Source organism: Collinsella sp. AM20-15AC (genome assembly GCF_003471405.1).
Lineage (GTDB): Bacteria > Actinomycetota > Coriobacteriia > Coriobacteriales > Coriobacteriaceae > Collinsella.
This window is the reverse complement of sequence record NZ_QRJA01000006.1, coordinates 30,159-44,372: the sequence shown is the minus strand read 5'-3', so window position 1 is coordinate 44,372 and position 14,214 is coordinate 30,159. Positions and strand designations below refer to the sequence as shown.

13 protein-coding genes are annotated in these 14,214 nt (G+C 59.6%); all 13 read right to left on the bottom strand.

The features are described 5' to 3' along the window. Positions 1 to 2: 2 nt before the first annotated feature. The 13 genes from DW233_RS03120 to DW233_RS03060 all read right to left on the bottom strand — a co-directional run bounded on the left by DW233_RS03120 (position 3) and on the right by DW233_RS03060 (position 14,176). Positions 3 to 938 (bottom strand): ABC transporter permease, encoded by a 936-nt coding sequence (locus tag DW233_RS03120; RefSeq protein WP_118266662.1) that lies wholly within the window; start codon positions 936 to 938, stop codon positions 3 to 5. Positions 939 to 952: 14 nt separating this feature from the next. Continuing rightward, a complete protein-coding gene (locus DW233_RS03115; RefSeq protein ID WP_117758574.1) occupies positions 953 to 1,990 on the bottom strand; it encodes an ABC transporter permease in 1,038 nt (345 codons plus the stop codon). A 157-nt stretch (positions 1,991 to 2,147) separates the two neighbouring features. Further along, the gene (locus DW233_RS03110; protein WP_117758575.1) at positions 2,148 to 3,824 is read right to left on the bottom strand and encodes an ABC transporter substrate-binding protein; all 1,677 of its coding nucleotides are present in this window, start codon (positions 3,822 to 3,824) and stop codon (positions 2,148 to 2,150) included. 290 nt (positions 3,825 to 4,114) lie between these two features. Continuing rightward, complete coding sequence (secG, locus tag DW233_RS03105; protein WP_117776111.1) at positions 4,115 to 4,369, bottom strand: preprotein translocase subunit SecG; 255 nt, start codon at positions 4,367 to 4,369, stop codon at positions 4,115 to 4,117. Positions 4,370 to 4,533: 164 nt separating this feature from the next. After that, positions 4,534 to 6,087 (bottom strand): 2,3-bisphosphoglycerate-independent phosphoglycerate mutase, encoded by a 1,554-nt coding sequence (gpmI, locus tag DW233_RS03100; protein WP_118266661.1) that lies wholly within the window; start codon positions 6,085 to 6,087, stop codon positions 4,534 to 4,536. Positions 6,088 to 6,092: 5 nt separating this feature from the next. Then, positions 6,093 to 6,860 (bottom strand): triose-phosphate isomerase, encoded by a 768-nt coding sequence (gene tpiA / locus DW233_RS03095; protein ID WP_089572945.1) that lies wholly within the window; start codon positions 6,858 to 6,860, stop codon positions 6,093 to 6,095. After that, complete coding sequence (gene pgk / locus DW233_RS03090) at positions 6,853 to 8,043, bottom strand: phosphoglycerate kinase (protein WP_089572943.1); 1,191 nt, start codon at positions 8,041 to 8,043, stop codon at positions 6,853 to 6,855. Before pgk ends, tpiA begins: the two co-directional genes overlap by 8 nt. Positions 8,044 to 8,183: 140 nt before the next feature. After that, positions 8,184 to 9,209: a type I glyceraldehyde-3-phosphate dehydrogenase gene (gap, locus tag DW233_RS03085; protein ID WP_099431436.1), complete on the bottom strand. Its 1,026-nt coding sequence runs from the start codon at positions 9,207 to 9,209 to the stop codon at positions 8,184 to 8,186. A 193-nt stretch (positions 9,210 to 9,402) separates the two neighbouring features. Further along, positions 9,403 to 10,332, bottom strand: coding sequence for a DNA-binding protein WhiA (gene whiA, locus DW233_RS03080; protein ID WP_118266659.1), 930 nt, complete (start codon positions 10,330 to 10,332; stop codon positions 9,403 to 9,405). Between the two features lie 6 nt (positions 10,333 to 10,338). Beyond that, the gene (rapZ, locus tag DW233_RS03075; protein WP_022094878.1) at positions 10,339 to 11,259 is read right to left on the bottom strand and encodes an RNase adapter RapZ; all 921 of its coding nucleotides are present in this window, start codon (positions 11,257 to 11,259) and stop codon (positions 10,339 to 10,341) included. Between the two features lie 101 nt (positions 11,260 to 11,360). Next, positions 11,361 to 12,047, bottom strand: a complete 687-nt coding sequence (locus DW233_RS03070) for an N-acetylmannosamine-6-phosphate 2-epimerase (protein WP_118266657.1) — start codon at positions 12,045 to 12,047, stop codon at positions 11,361 to 11,363. Between the two features lie 70 nt (positions 12,048 to 12,117). Beyond that, positions 12,118 to 13,083 carry an ROK family protein gene (locus DW233_RS03065; protein ID WP_118266656.1) on the bottom strand — a complete coding sequence of 322 codons (966 nt, stop codon included), beginning with the start codon at positions 13,081 to 13,083 and terminating at the stop codon, positions 12,118 to 12,120. 172 nt (positions 13,084 to 13,255) lie between these two features. Next, positions 13,256 to 14,176, bottom strand: a complete 921-nt coding sequence (locus tag DW233_RS03060) for a dihydrodipicolinate synthase family protein (RefSeq protein WP_118266654.1) — start codon at positions 14,174 to 14,176, stop codon at positions 13,256 to 13,258. Positions 14,177 to 14,214: the final 38 nt, after the last annotated feature.

Genomic DNA, 14,214 nt, shown 5'->3' with positions numbered 1-14,214 from the left:
CCTTATGCGTCCTTCATCTTGACGTCGAGGGCGTCGCGCAGACCGTCACCCAGCAGGGTGAAGGCGAGCACCGTCGAGAGAATTGCCAGACCGGGCATGATCATCATCCAGGGAGCAGTCAGAAGATACTGCTGGCCGTCCTGAATCATGGAGCCCCACGAAGGCGTGGGCGGGATAACGCCCATGCCGAGGAAGGACAGAGCGGACTCGGTCAGAATAGCGCCACCAATGTTCATGGTCGCATAGACCACGATAGAAGCAACGGAGTTCGGGAAGATATGGCGCATAACGATACGCGCATCGGATGCACCCATAGCGCGAGCGGCGTCAACATAGTCGTTCTCTTTGACCGTCAGGATCGCGGATCGGAAGACGCGCGCAATCGAAGGCCAGCCGAGAATGCCGATGGCGATAAAGACATTCTGAAGACCACGACCGATAACGGCAATCATGGCAACAACGAACAGCACGTACGGGAACGCCAGGAAGATGTCCGCACAGCGCATGATGATCGTATCCCAGATGCCGCCATAGAAACCGGCCAGGGCGCCCATGACCAGACCGATCACCGTGGAGATGGCGGTGGCCATAATACCGACGGAAAGCGAAACGCGCGCGCCGTAGATAACACGGACGAGAATGTCACGACCAAGAGAGTCGGTGCCAAACGGGTGCTCGGCACACGGAGCCAGCAGCGACGTCTGGGCCATGGTGGTCGAGTCAGAAGCCGTAGGAGAGCCGAGCCAGGGCTTAGCCCACAGATCGGCGGTCAGGGCGACCACAACAACGATGATGATCCAGCAGACACCGATAACGGCGAGCTTGTTCTTACGAAGACGCTTAAAAGCGTCGCCCCACAGCGTGCGGGACTTGGCGGGAGCAGATGCGGCCTTGGTGGCGGTAGCCTGCTCCTGAGACTGAGAATCAGTTTCCTGCATGAGACGTACCTCCCTTAGGCCTTATCCGACGGACCGCCAAGGCGGATGCGCGGGTCGAGGAATGCATAGCTAATGTCGACGAGCAGGTTGATCACCATAACGACGACAACAATGAGCGTAACGCCGCCCATAACGATGGGCCAGTCGCGCATGCTAATGGCGCGGTAGACCTCGAAGCCGATGCCGGGCCAGTTAAAGACCGTCTCGGTCAGGATGGCGCCCGAAAGCATGCCGCCGAAGTCGACACCAATATAGGTAACGACGGGGATGAGTGCATTCTTAAGCGCATGCTTGATAATGATCGCGCGATTGGAGAGACCCTTGGCCTTTGCCGTACGGATGTAATCCTGGTTCATGACGTCAAGCAGCTGCGAGCGCATAATGCGGGCGGCATAAGCGGTCGAAACCGAAGCCAGCGTAATGGTCGGAAGCACATAGTGCATCCAATCCTGATACTGAGAGCTGGAACCGCCGGCACCCGAGATCGGCATGGAGAATGCACCGCCCGTGGCGTCCTTGAGAATGACGCCAAAGAACAGCTGCAGCAACATACCGAGCCAGAAGGCCGGGACGGCAACGAGAATCGACGTGGTGAGCGTTACCAATATATCCCAGAAGGAATAACGCTTAACCGCCGAAATGATACCCGCACCGATACCCATGATTGCCTCGAGCACGATGGCGCACGCGGCAAGTTTGACCGTATACGGATACTTCTGGGCAAAGATTTCCGTAACCGGCAGCTTGCGCTGGTACGAATTGCCCAGATCGCCATGAAGCAGGCCGTTCATGTAATACAAGTAACGGTCCACGAGCGACGTTTGAACGGGGTCGCCGTTCTCGTCAAGGATCGCGTTGCCGTCCTCGTCCGTCTGGACCAGGTGATAGCGAACGCGAAGCTGAAGCTCCACCTCGGGGGACAGAGCCTTGTCTCCACCGATCAGCTTGATCGGATCTCCCGGCACGATATTCTGGAGGGCGAACAGAATCAGCGTAACGCCCAAAAACACCGGGATGAACTGAAGCACACGTTTAACGATGTACTTACCCATACCACTCCCCTATCTAGGGATTAACCTAAATGGGATGCCGATCGCCAGACCGGCATCCCAAAATTACCATCAGCCAGTTTACCCCAGGTTAGGGAGAACTGTATGTTTCCCATGAGGTCTACGTAAATACTTGACCCTCACGGAAGCTGCAAAACCCTTAGGCGAGCTCGGCGGTACCCAGATCGGCGTGCTTCTGCGGATCAACATAGAGATGCTTGACGCGGTCAGAGCCAGCGATGGTGTGCGTGTAGAACATCACCGGGATAACCGGGCAGTCAGCAGCGACCATGGCGTCGGCCTCCCGCATCTTGGCGATGCGCTCCTCGTCATCAACCGTGGTGCGGGCCTCGTCGACCTTGGCATCGAACTCGGGGTTGCTGTAACCGGAGCGGTTGTCGCCACCGAGGGAGTCGGAGTGGAACAGCGGGTACAGGAAGTTGTCCATGATCGGGTAATCGGCGATCCAGCCCAGACGGCCGAACTGATAGTTGAAGTTCTGATACTGCTCGAGCAGGGCAGACCACTCAGGGGTATCGGAGACAGCGGTAACGCCAACCTTGGCGAGGTCGCCGATGATGGACTCCATGATCTCCTTGTGACCACCGTCCTGGTTGTAGGAAAGGGTCACGCTAATGCCACGATCGCCGTTAGCGCCAGCGGGAGCGACCTTGTCGAGGTACTCGTTAGCCTTGTCGACGTCATAGGCGCAGAACTCCCATGCGCCCTCCTTGTAGCCGGCGATTCCCGGAGGAACAATACCGTCGGCGGGGGTACGGGTACCCTTGAAGATGGTCTTGCAGATGGCCTCACGGTTGATGGCCAGGGAGATGCCCTTGCGCAGGTCAGCGTTATTGAACGGCTCGGCCGTGGTGTTGCAGGTCAGATAGTACGTGGAAGGCTCGGCACCGAGCAGCATATGCTCGCCGTCACCCATGGTGTAGCCGTCCTTGGACTCGCCACGGTCCTTCTTGGCGGCGTCGATCTGAGCAACGGGAACGTCGCAGACATCGAGGTTACCGGCCTGGAACTCCTTGTAAGCGGTCTCCATGTCCTTGATGACCTGGAAGTGGATGCCATCGATCTTGGCCTTGTCGCCATAGTAATCGTCAAACTTCTTGAGGTTGATCTCCTGGCCATCCTCCCACTTACCGTCCATCATGAACGGGCCGTTACCGACCGGGGCAAGGTAGAAGCTCTTGACATCGGACTCGGCGCACTCGGGAACCGGGGACAGAGCCGGGTGAGAGGCGACGAAGGGGAAGTCGGCGTAAGCGGAAGACAGCTTGACGACGAGGGTCTCATCGTCGGGGCAAGTAACACCGCTGAGCTCGGTAGCGTTGCCGGCAAGCAGATCGTCATAGCCCTCAACCATGGAAAGGTGATAGGAGACCTCGGAAGGACCATACTCGGTGGCGATGGCCGACTTGGTGTTGACTAGACGCTCCCAACCGAGCTTGAAGGACTTGGAGGTAACGTCGTCACCGTTGTGGAACTTAGCCTTCTTGATCTTGAAGGTGAACTCGGTGGCGTCGTCGTTAGCCTCAAAGGACTCGCAAGCCAGCGGAACGATCTCGCCCTTCTCGGGGTCGTACTCCGTCAGAGCGTCGAAGAGCTGGTACTCGACCTGAGTGCCCTGATCCTCCTGGACGTTGTAGGGGTCGATGCAGACCGGGTTGTTGATGTAGAAGTTCAGCGTCGAACCGGAGTCAGATCCGGAAGCGTCGCCGCCCTTCTTGCCGCATGCGGCAAGAAAAGCCATGGAGCTCGCAGCGAGGGTGCCGCCAACAAAGGCGCGACGACCCATAACGGGCTGGTGGAACATAGAATCAGCCATGCCATCCTCCTTATGAGATAGGACAAAGTGAATTCGGCCGGGCAACGTCGAGACAGCCCGATCGAACCATTCAAACGCGGTCCGCCGTTATGGCTGGTTATGCAGTGCGGACCAACGTTTCGCAATACAGTAGCGCATTTTATGCACAATATGGCGCTAATTCCGGTTAACGGTCGAGAATTTCTTTAGTTAGGCGAAGTATGTGGGGATATTTTGACTCTATTACAAGTCTGTAAACAAAAAGGGCCCCGCACATGCGGGACCCTTTACAAACGTATATACGCCGATGCTTAGTAGCCGACGATGCCCTGCGGGAAGAAGAACATGCACAGAACGACACACACAGCAAAAACGACGGCCATAATTACCGTCAGGCGATCGAGGTTCTGCTCCATGACGCCCGTGGCAGAGCTGGAGTTATACAGCGAGCTAGCGATCATATCCGAAACGCCGGTACCCTTACCGGAGTGCATCAGGACGAGAATCGTCAGCGCCACGGCAGAGATAGCCCAAACGACAAACAGAAGAATCTGGAACGGACCCATAGATAAGCTCCTTAATAGAACAATTCAAACTCCAGTACTGTACCACAACCCCCAACACTCCCCCGTCTGCCATTTGGGGACGGGGTAGAAATGGCAGAAATACCAAAAAGGGGGTTGCCCGAATTTGGGCAACCCCCTCGCATGAAAACGCTTGGAGTTTTCACTTAGGCCTCGGTGGCGAGCACGCGGCCCGTCATCTCGGCGGAAGGCTCAATACCAGCCATGGTGAGCATGGTCGGAGCGATATCGGAGAGACGGCCGTCCTCGATACCGGTGAGCTGTGCCTTCTCATTAACGATGATGAACGGCACGCGGTTGGTGGTATGGGCCGTAAACGGATGCTTGGAACCGTCGGAAGCAACGTCAAACATGTGATCGGCGTTGCCATGGTCGGCGGTAATCAGCGCAAAGCCGCCCTTAGCGAGAATCGCCGGGACAACCTTGGACAGGGCATCGTCAACAGCCTCGACGGCCTTAACGGCGGCGTCGAACACGCCGGTGTGACCAACCATGTCGCAGTTCGCGAAGTTCACGATGTAGAAATCAGCGCGATCCTCGTTAATAGCGGCGACGAGCTTCTCGGTAACCTCGGGAGCACTCATCTCGGGCTGCAGATCGTAGGTAGCAACCTTGGGGGAAGCGACGAGCACGCGCTCCTCGCCCTCCTTGGGCTCCTCGATGCCGCCGTTGAGGAAGAACGTCACATGGGCGTACTTCTCGGTCTCGGCGGTGTGCAGCTGCTTCAGGCCATTGGCGGCGATAACGTCGGCCAGAACGTTCTCGGGGAACGTCTTGGGGAAGGCGACCTCGACGTCAAACGTCGGATCGTACTCGGTCATCGTCACAAAGTGCGAAAGCTTAATCTGCTCGCGCTCAAAGCCGTCGAACTCCTTGTCCGTGAACACGCGAGTCATCTGACGAGCGCGGTCGGGACGGAAGTTGAAGAAGATGGCCGCGTCGCCCTCGTGAATGCCCTCGTTGTGGGCAGCGAAGGGCTCGACGAACTCGTCGCCGCGCGGATCCTTCTCGTAGTAGGCCTTGATACCGGCAACGGGGTCGGTATCGGCATCGGACGCGTTGACCATGACGTCGTAGGCACGCTGGATGCGCTCCCAGCGGTTGTCGCGGTCCATGGCCCAATAGCGGCCCGAAACGGTGGCAACGCGAGCGTCGCAACCGGTCTCCTCGGAGATCTTAGCCAGGAAAGCGCAGAACTCGCTCATGTAGCCGGCACCGGACTGCGGGTCGACGTCGCGGCCATCCATGAAGGCGTGGACGCGAACGGTCTTGACGCCATGCTGGGCAGCCATCTTGACCAGAGCCTCGACGTGGTTCATGTGAGAATGAACACCGCCAGGGCTCATAAGGCCCATGAGGTGCAGGGTCTTGCCTTCGGCCTTGACGTCGTCCATAGCCTTGACGAAGACCTCGTTCTTGGCGATGGAGCCGTCCTTGATGGCGTTGTTGATGCGCGAAAGCTCCTGGAACACGATGCGGCCGGCACCGATGTTGAGGTGACCCACCTCGGAGTTGCCCATCTGGCCGTCGGGAAGGCCCACGTCCTCGCCCGAAGCACCGAGCGTGGTGTGAGGATACTTCTCGTACAGGCTATCAAGGAAGGGCGTCTTGGCAGCGGCGACGGCGTTCTCGCCATCAGCCGGAGCAAGGCCGCAGCCATCCATGATGATCAGGAGTGCAGGAAGATGACGCTGTGCCATATGTCCTACTCGCCTGCCTTGACGACCATAGAGGCGAAGTCGGCAGCCTTGAGCGAAGCGCCGCCCACGAGGGCGCCGTCAACGTCGGGCTTGGCGACGAGCTCGGCAATGTTGCCGGGCTTAGCGGAACCACCGTACAGGACGCGGATACCGTCGGCGAGCTCCTCGCCAAACATCTCCTTGAGGGTCTCACGGATAGCGCCGCAGACCTCCTGGGCGTCCTCAGCGGTAGCGGTCTTTCCGGTGCCGATGGCCCAGATGGGCTCGTAGGCGACGACGACCTGCTTGGGGCAGGTGATCTCAAGACCAGCAAGGCCAGCCTTGACCTGGTTCACGACGTGCTCGACATAGGTGCCAGCCTCGCGGACCTCGAGGGACTCGCCGCAGCAGAAGACGGGAACAAGACCGGCGGCAACGAGGGCCTTGGCCTTCTTGTTCTGGTCCTCGTCGGTCTCGTGGAAATAGTCGCGACGCTCGGAGTGGCCGATGATGCAGTAGGTGCAGCCAGCGGACTTGAGCATGTCGCAAGAGGACTCACCGGTGAAGGCACCCTTGGCCTCCCAGTACACGTTCTGTGCACCGAGGGCGATGGGGGCAGCCTGAATGCGGTCATGAACCGTGGTGATGTCAATGGTCGGAGGGCAGACGAGCACCTCGACGCCAGCCGGAACCTCGGGCAGAGCCTGAGCCAGCTCGTCGGCGAGCTTGGCGGCCTCGGCGACGTCGTTGTTCATCTTCCAGTTACCAGCGATGAGAAGGGTGCGATTAGGCATCGAGAAGCGCCTCCACTCCGGGCAGGGCCTTACCCTCGACGAGCTCCATGGAAGCGCCACCACCGGTGGAGATCCAGCTCATCTTGTCGGCCAGGTTGAACTTGTTGACAGCTGCGACAGAGTCGCCACCGCCGATGATCGAGGTGCAGTCGGCCTCGGCAACAGCCTCGGCGATAGCCTGGGTGCCGTGAGCGAAGTTATCGAACTCGAAGACGCCCATGGGGCCGTTCCAGAACACGGTCTTGGCGCCCTTGACAGCCTCGGCGTAGAGCTCCTCGGTCTTGGGGCCGATGTCCATGCCCTCACGATCGTCGGGGATAGCGTCGGAAGCGACAACCTCGGGGACAGCGTCCTCGCCAAAGTGATCGGCAACGCGGTTGTCGATGGGGAGCAGGATCTTGACGCCCTTCTCCTCGGCCTTCTTGAGCATCTCGCCGGCGCGCTCGACCCAGTCCTCTTCCTTGAGGGACTGACCGACGGTCAGGCCCTGAGCCAGGAAGAAGGTGTAGGCCATGCCGCCACCGATGATCAGGGTGTCAGCGGAGTCGATGAGGTGATCGAGAACGCCGATCTTGGAGGAAACCTTGGAACCGCCGACGATAGCGACGAAGGGGCGCTCGGGCTCGGCGAAGATGCCGGTCAGCGTGTCGACCTCCTTCTCGAGCAGGAAGCCGGCGACGGCAGGCAGGTAAGCGGCGGGGCCCACGACGGAACCCTGGGCGCGGTGAGCGGTGCCGAAAGCATCGAGAACGAAGACGTCACCATAGGAAGCGAGCTTCTTGGCGATCTCGGGATCGTTCTTCTTCTCACGCTTGTCGAAACGGACGTTCTCGAGAACGAGGACCTTGCCCGGCTCGACGGAGGCAACAGCCTCGGCGGCCTTCTCGCCGTAGGTGTCGGCGACAAAGGCAACATCGAGACCAGAGAGCTCAGCGAGCTTCTTGGCGACAGGCTCAAGGGAGAGCTCGGGCTGGAAGCCGGTGCCATCGGGACGGCCGAGGTGGCTCATGAGGATGACGCGAGCGTTGTGCTCAACGAGGTAGTTGATGGTGGGCAGGGCAGCCTTGATGCGGGTGGTGTCGCCAACGACGCCATCCTTGATAGGCACGTTGAAGTCAACGCGGACGAGAACGCGCTTGCCGTCGACATCGATGTCGCGGACGGTCTTCTTGGTAAAGGCCATGTTTGCTTCTACCTTTCGTACGTGTCTGCCTCCCATTACGGCAGACGATTTCCTATAAAAAGGGCGCGACCCTAGGGTGTAAGCCCTATGAGGCCGCGCCCTTCTTTAGACGCTCAACGAGCTATTCGCTAAAAGCTAAATTAAGCAACGAACTTCTCGAAGTACTTGATGGTGCGGACCATCTGAGAGGTGTAGGAGTTCTCGTTGTCGTACCAAGAGGTGACCTGAACGAGGGTCTGGCCGTTGCCGAGGTCAGAGCACATGGTCTGAGTGGCGTCGAAGATGGAGCCGTGGGTCTCGCCGATGATGTCGGTGGAGACGATGTCGTCCTCGTTGTAACCGAAGGTCTCGGAGATGGTGGAAGCGTAGGCCTTCATAGCGGCGTTGACCTCGTCGACGGTGACCTTCTTGTCAACGACAGCGTAGAGGTTGGTGATGGAGCCGGTCGGCGTCGGGACGCGCTGGGCGGCACCGATGAGCTTACCGTTGAGCTCGGGGAGAACCAGGCCGATAGCCTTGGCAGCACCGGTGGTGTTGGGGACGATGTTGACGGCGCAGGCGCGGCTACGACGCTTGTTGCCCTTGCGCTGCGGGCCGTCGAGCGGCATCTGGTCGCCGGTCCAGGCGTGAATGGTGGTCATGATGCCGGACACGATGGGAGCGAAGTCGTTCAGACCCTTGGCCATCGGGGCGAGGCAGTTGGTGGTGCAGGAAGCAGCAGAGATGATGTTGTCCTCAGCGGTCAGCGTCTCGTGGTTGACGTTGTACACGATGGTGGGCAGATCGCTGCCGGCCGGAGCGGAGATGACGACCTTCTTGGCGCCAGCGTTGATGTGGGCCTGAGCCTTAGCCTTGCTGGTGTAGAAGCCGGTGCACTCGAGAACGACGTCGACGTCGAGGTCGCCCCAAGGCAGGTTGTTGGCGTCGGCCTCCTTGTAGATCTTGATCTCCTTGCCGTCAACGGTGATGGAATCCTCGCCAGCAACGACCTCGTGATCGCGAGCGTAGTTGCCCTGCGTGGAGTCGTACTTCAGCAGGTAAGCGAGCATATCGGGAGAGGTGAGGTCGTTGATAGCGACGATCTCGGAGCCCTCATGACCGAACATCTGACGGAAAGCCAGACGACCGATGCGACCGAAGCCGTTAATAGCAACCTTTACTGCCATTGTGTCTCCTTTCGTAAGGCCCCCGCAAGCTACAGCGCCTGCCGTTGAGGCCCACAAACTAACCACTCGCCTAATATACCTTTTTTTGGACTTGAATTTCACGAGAATGCTCGAAATTGAAAATCAAATTTACGTTAAAACGTTTTAAAGAATAAAACAGCAGTTAAATCCGTATATACGCCGATACTTTAAACTACCTGTTTGCTTCAATGAGCTTTTCAAGCCTCAAAACTCGATGGTAGAGGGCCGACTTTGACAAGGGAGGGTCAGCCATCTCCCCCAAATCACGCAGCGACAGATCGGGATAGCGCTCGCGCAGGTCGCAAAAGACCGCCAAGGCATCCGGAAGCGCATCGCGAAGGCCACGCTGCTCGAGCTCATCGATAAGCGCAAGCTGATGCTGGGCGGCACCCGCACTTCTGGTCTGGTTGGCGAGCTCGGCATTCACGCGACGGTTCACATCGTTCTTAACCAACTTGACCGCGCGCGCCTCCTCAATCTCGGCAACGCTGCGCTTGGCACCAATCAGCTTTAAAAGATGTTCGATCTCCTCGGCGCTCTTAATGTAGACAGCAAAGGACCCGCGCCGCGCGTTAACGCGCGCATGGACCCCAATCTGCTCCAATAGATCGCAAAGTCCCCGGGCATACTGCTCGCCCTGCACCGCGATCTCCAAATGAAAGTCGCCGCGGGGATCGGCCACGAAACCGCCCGCAATGAGCGCGCCGCGGATGTAGGCAAGCCTGCAGCAGGGACGGGCAACGATGTGCCGGGGAACACCGGCGACGAGCCCTCCCCTGCGGTCGAGAATGCCCAGCAGCACCAGAGCCTTGTCCAGGTCAGGTTGATCGGGCAGGGTAATGAGATAGTTACGGACCTTATGCAAGACCGATTTGCGGACGGTGAATTCCGTTTTGAGCTTAAGGATGCGATGCGTCAGCGTGATCATCGTGCGCGCGACGGCGCCCGTCTCGGTCGCCACCGTCAAACGATACCGCCCGGAGCCGGCCAGCGAAAGTGTACCGCTCACACGCGTCAGGGCGGCAAGCGTCGACAAATCGCAGTATTCACATTCGGGTTCGCAGCGCGCGAGCTCGTCACGCACCTCGGCGGTAAACGACATGCAGGCCTATGCTTTCGTGTTCGCGCGTGACAGGTCGCGATGGGAAATGCTCACGTGATACTGGGCACCTTCCAAATAACGTGCCGTGGCCTCGGCGATGGCAACGCTGCGGTGTTGACCGCCCGTGCAACCGATGGCAATAGAAAGTTGCGGCTTGCCCTCCGCGATATAGCCGGGCATGACCGTATCGAGCAGCTGCGTCCAGGCCTTCCAGAACTCCTGGGTCTTGGGATGGTCTAAGACAAAATCGGAGACCTTCTTATCGAGGCCGGTCATCGTGCGCATCTCGGGATCGTAGAACGGATTAGGCAGGAAGCGGACGTCGATCATAATGTCCGCCTCGACGGGCATGCCGTGCTTAAAGCCAAACGAGAACACGTGAACGTCCATGAGCTGCTGGTCGGACAGCTCGGAAAATGCCATACGTAGCTTGTTGCGCAGCGCAGAGGTGCGCAGACGGCTCGTGTCGATAATCATATCGGCTCGGTCGCGCACACCCTGCAGCTGAAGGCGCTCGCGCTGAATGGCATCGGCCGTAGTCTCCCCCGGCTTGGCAATGGGATGACGGCGGCGATTTTCGCTATAACGACGGATCAGCACCTCGTCAGAAGCCTCCAGGAACACGATGTCGCAGCTCATCTCGCGCTCTTCGAGCGCGGCGACCGCATCGAGCAACTCGTCAAACAGTCCCTGGCTACGCAAATCGCAGGTAACGGCGAGATGCCTGCCCACGCCCGTATTGATGCCGACGAGCTCGGCAAGCTGGGCGATGAGACGCGGAGGCAGGTTATCGATGCAAAAATAGCCCATGTCCTCGAACACGTGCATGGCCTGTGTGCGGCCCGATCCGGACATTCCGGTGATGATGACGATATCGGGGATGCGCTCCGAGCGCTCCGCCGCATCCATGGCATCTCCCTTTTGCATGTGCTGCCTCCCGAAAACAAGCGCGGGACCCAGCAACCCGGATCCCGCGCGGTCAATTGCCTATATTGAGTATACCGCCCCGAGCGGATACGAGGTCTGTCTTACGCCTCAAGCGCAGCCTTGAACCAACTTGTAATACTCGTGGGGTGCGTGATGGCGGTGCCGACGACAACGGCCCAGGCGCCAGCATCGATCGCGGCGCGAGCCTCCTCGGGCGTATGCACGCGACCCTCACAAATGATGGGAAGGCCGGGGAATTCCTCAGTCGCCTGACGCAGGAGCGGCAGGTCGGGGCCATCGGCCATGGTGCAGTCGATGGCGGCGACGCCGTGAGAAAGCGTGGTGGATACCAGGTCAAAGCCCATATCAACAGCACGGCGAATATCCTCGATGGTGGCACAATCCGCCATCAGGAGCACACCCTCCTCGTGCAGCGGACGGAAGGTATCCTCGACCGTCTTGCCATCGGGGCGCGGACGATCGGTGGCGTCGATCGCCACGATATCGGCACCGGCAGCGACGCAGGCGCGAGCGTGACGCAGCGTCGGCGTGATGTAAACGCCCTCGTGCCCATCCTTCCACAGGCCGATGACGGGAACCTCACAGCGACCCTTAATGGCGGCAATGTCGGCAAGGCCCTGGCAGCGAATGGCGGCAGCGCCGCCGAGTTCGCAAGCGCGAGATATTTGAGCCATGGTCTCGGGCGTACGGAGCGGCTCGCCCATATACGCCTGAACGCTCACGACGAGCTTGCCCTTCAGGGATTGAATCAATGGATCGACGGTCATAAGGCTGCAACCTTTCTCAGAACAGCCTCCCGAGGCGTGTTGTCTCGGGAGGCTCCTACAGCAGATACGTTTACTTTAACGAGGCAAGAAGATGCTCAGCGGCACCGATGAGCGGAGCATCGCCCTCCAGAGAACCGATGAGGATCGGTGTGTTCTGAAGCGGATCGAGCGCCTGGCTGGCATAGCCCTCGTGCACCGAATCCTTCCACGTCTGCGAACGCCAATCGGGACCTTGGTGAATCACGCCGCCCGAAAGCACGATGACCTCTGGATCCAGAATGTTGGCAAGCGAGCCCAAGCTGGCGCCCAGCGCAAAGCCGGCGTCATGGATGACCTCGGTCGCCTTTGCGTCGCCCGCGCGGCACAGGTCGTTCACATCGCGACCGACCGAAGGACGGCTGGGGTCGACGCGGCCAAAGCGCTCATCGTACATACGACCAATGGAAGTGCCCGAAGCAACAGACTCAAGATGGCCGGAACGCCCGCAGGCGCAGGGAATGCCGGCGGCAGCCGAGCACTCGATGTGGCCCATATGACCGGCAGCACCATGGAAGCCCTGCATCACGCGGCCGTTCTCGACATATGCGCCGCCGATGCCCGTACCGATTCCCAGGCACAAGACGGAGAACTTGCCCTTGCCGACGCCCCAGTGGGCCTCGCCCAGAGCATGAGCCTGCACGTCGCCCACAACGGCAACGGGAAGACCAAGGTCCTCGCGCAGACGCGGCCCCAACTGAACGCCAGACCAGCCGGGCATAATCTCGTTGGCATACGCGATGGCGCCCGTCTTGGGGTCGACGACGCCTGCGGCGCCAATGCCGACACCAAGAACCTCGACATCGGGGTTCGCTTCGATGGCGGCCTTAATAGACGCCTCGATGCGCTGGAAAACTGCCTCGCCGCCTTCTTGGGCCTCGGTGGGAACCTCGGCTTCAAAGACCGGATGGGGCACGCTGCCATCAGCCGGGTACTCCATGATGGCAGTCGCAATTTTAGTTCCGCCGATATCGACAGAGCAGACGTACTTGTTCTCCATGTCGCTCTCCTTCGGAGATAAAAACAACTACAGGAAATGCGCCGTCAGGCTAGCCGTCACAGCGCAGTAAAGGTTTTCCAGGTGTCTGAGATCGCCGAGAAACCGTGTGGCCATTGACCTAATGGGTCATGGCCACACGGTTGAACGGCGAGGTCGGGTGCCTGGGGAAGCTTTACAGGAGACCGTTGTCCTGGAGGACCTTCCTAATCGCCTCGACGTTCTCGCCGGTCATGGCCTTCACCGGGCGCGGCATGGTCGGGCTGTCGAAGATACCCATGAGGTTCATAGCGGTCTTGAAGGCGCCGACGCCACCGGCATAGCCCTGGACGCCCGAGGTGACGTCCCAGATGTGCGAAATCTCATTGAGGCGATCCTGCTCGGCCTTGACGGTAGCCCAGTCGCCGGCCTGAGCGGCCTTCCACTGGCGCACGTAGCCCTCGGGCTCAACGTTGGCAAGGCCCGGGACAGAGCCGTCGGCGCCACCGAGGTAAGCGCCGTCGACAACGACCTCGTGACCGGTGAGGATGCTCATCGAATGGCCATTCTTCTCGTTCTCCTGAACGAGGTAGCGGAACGAGATGTCATCACCCGAGGAATCCTTGACGCCAGCAAGGACGCCCTCGGCGCCGAGCTTGGCAAGGAGCTTCCAGGGGAGCTTGGTGTGAACGCACACGGGAATGTCATAGGCAAAGATGGGCAGATCGAGCTCCTCGTGCAGAATGCGGAAGTGCTCCTCGACCTCGGTCATGCCCTGCAGGGCATAGAACGGGCAGGTGGCGACGAGGGCATCGGCACCCAGCTCCTGAGCGACCTTACCGTGCTCAATCATGCGCTCGGTCTCGGTATCGATGATGCCGACCAGAACAGGCACGCGGTGATCGACGATGCGCACGGCCTCGGCGATAATCTGGCGACGGCGCTCGTCGGTGGAGAAGACGACCTCGCCCGAGGATCCCAGGAAGAACAGGCCATCGACGCCGGCATCGATCATGCGGTTGATGCTGCGCTCAAAGGAGACAACATCGAGCTGGTGATCTTCGGTATCGGGAACAACGACGGGAGGGATAACGCCGGTGAATTTCTGAGTTGCCACAAGAATCTCCTTAGTTGTCTGGCGGGCGGCCCTATGCC

Excerpts from the sequence above, each read along its gene's own strand:
- DW233_RS03070 (WP_118266657.1), bottom strand. The coding sequence starts at position 12,047 with ATGACCGTCGATCCATTGATTCAATCCCTGAAGGGCAAGCTCGTCGTG.
- DW233_RS03110 (WP_117758575.1), bottom strand. The coding sequence starts at position 3,824 with ATGGCTGATTCTATGTTCCACCAGCCCGTTATGGGTCGTCGCGCCTTT.
- DW233_RS03120 (WP_118266662.1), bottom strand. The coding sequence starts at position 938 with ATGCAGGAAACTGATTCTCAGTCTCAGGAGCAGGCTACCGCCACCAAG.
- DW233_RS03115 (WP_117758574.1), bottom strand. The coding sequence starts at position 1,990 with ATGGGTAAGTACATCGTTAAACGTGTGCTTCAGTTCATCCCGGTGTTT.
- tpiA (WP_089572945.1), bottom strand. The coding sequence starts at position 6,860 with ATGCCTAATCGCACCCTTCTCATCGCTGGTAACTGGAAGATGAACAAC.
- gpmI (WP_118266661.1), bottom strand. The coding sequence starts at position 6,087 with ATGGCACAGCGTCATCTTCCTGCACTCCTGATCATCATGGATGGCTGC.
- whiA (WP_118266659.1), bottom strand. The coding sequence starts at position 10,332 with ATGTCGTTTACCGCCGAGGTGCGTGACGAGCTCGCGCGCTGCGAACCC.
- secG (WP_117776111.1), bottom strand. The coding sequence starts at position 4,369 with ATGGGTCCGTTCCAGATTCTTCTGTTTGTCGTTTGGGCTATCTCTGCC.
- DW233_RS03065 (WP_118266656.1), bottom strand. The coding sequence starts at position 13,083 with ATGGAGAACAAGTACGTCTGCTCTGTCGATATCGGCGGAACTAAAATT.
- gap (WP_099431436.1), bottom strand. The coding sequence starts at position 9,209 with ATGGCAGTAAAGGTTGCTATTAACGGCTTCGGTCGCATCGGTCGTCTG.
- rapZ (WP_022094878.1), bottom strand. The coding sequence starts at position 11,259 with ATGCAAAAGGGAGATGCCATGGATGCGGCGGAGCGCTCGGAGCGCATC.
- pgk (WP_089572943.1), bottom strand. The coding sequence starts at position 8,043 with ATGGCCTTTACCAAGAAGACCGTCCGCGACATCGATGTCGACGGCAAG.